A 1296-nucleotide genomic window follows, 5' to 3' on the forward strand; every position below is an offset into this window, starting at 1 on the left:
CGGGACTGCTGCACGTTTAGGTGACAGTTTGTAGTCACGCCGCGAGGGCGACGTCTTTGGTCATGATGGTCTCGAACTCGACCGGCGTCAAACGGCCCAGGCGGGCCTGCCGCCGGCGTCGGTGGTAGGTGCGTTCGATCCAGGTCACGATCGCGATGCGCAGCTGTTCCCGGGTGGTCCAGGAGCGGCGGTCGAGGACGTTCTTCTGGAGCAGCGCGAAGAAGCTCTCCATAGCGGCGTTGTCGCCGCTCGACCCGACTCGTCCCATGCTCCCGACCATGCGGTGGCGAGCCAGCGCGCGCAGGAATTTTCTGCTTCGGAATTGAGATCCTCTGTCCGAATGCGCGATGCAGCCGGCGACGTCGCCGCGCATCTGGACGGCGTTCTCGAGCGCCTGAACGGCCAGACGAGACTTCATCCTGGAGTCGATCGAGTACCCCACGATCCTCCCGGAGAAGGCGTCTTTGATCGCGCAGGCGTAGAGCTTGCCTTCCGTGGTTTTGTGTTCGGTGATGTCCACGAGCCACAACTGGTTCGGCGCGTCGGCAGCGAACACATGCCGCGTCCGACCGTCCTCATCGACCACGGCGCAGAGATCGTCATGAACGGCAGGTCCGGGTTTCTTCCCGTTCTTGCCCCGTTTCTTCCCGAACGCGCTCCACCAGCCGTTCGTCGACGTGATCCGCCACGCAGTCCGATCCGCCATCGCCTCACCCGCGTCACGCGCCTCATCGGCGAGGAGTCGATGCCCGAACTCAGGATCGTCCCGGTGCGCGTCGAACAGGGCGTTCGCGCGATACGCCTCCACGACCTCGCTTCTGGTGACGGGGACAGCGAGCCACCGGTAGTAGGGCTGGCGAGCGAGCTTCAATACCCGACACGACACCGCGACGGGGATCCCGTCAGCGGCGAGCTCGGAAACGAGCGGGTACATCATTTTCCCGGCAGGTTCGCCTGCGACAGATACGCCGCCGCCCGGCGCAACACCTCGTTCTCCTGCTCCAGCAACCGGTTCCGCTTCCGCAACTCGCGGATCTCGGCGGCCTCGGCTCGGGTCTGGCCGGGCTTCGATCCTTCATCGATATCAGCGCGATGCATCCACTTCGTCAGCGTCATCGGGTGAACACCGAAATCACGAGCGATCTTCTCGATCGTCACTCCGGGCTCACGATTCCGCGCGACGCGCACAACATCATCGCGGAACTCGGATGGGTAGGGCTTGGGCACAGCAACATCCTTCCAGGCTGCCCTCTCAGGCAAGCCAGATCAGATGTCACCTAAACGTGCAGCAGTCCC

General features: G+C 63.9%; 1 protein-coding gene. It reads right to left on the bottom strand.

The features are described from left to right. Positions 1 to 34: 34 nt before the first annotated feature. Positions 35 to 1227, bottom strand: a protein-coding gene (locus FM119_RS08180) for an IS3 family transposase (RefSeq protein ID WP_087137188.1) whose coding sequence is annotated in 2 segments (ribosomal slippage) — positions 35 to 940 and positions 943 to 1227 — 1191 coding nt in all. Because the reading frame shifts where the segments join, the coding sequence is not laid out codon by codon here. Between the last annotated feature and the right edge of the window lie 69 nt (positions 1228 to 1296).

This window comes from Mycetocola reblochoni REB411 (genome assembly GCF_900163835.1).
Classification (GTDB): Bacteria; Actinomycetota; Actinomycetes; order Actinomycetales; family Microbacteriaceae; genus Mycetocola_B; species Mycetocola_B reblochoni.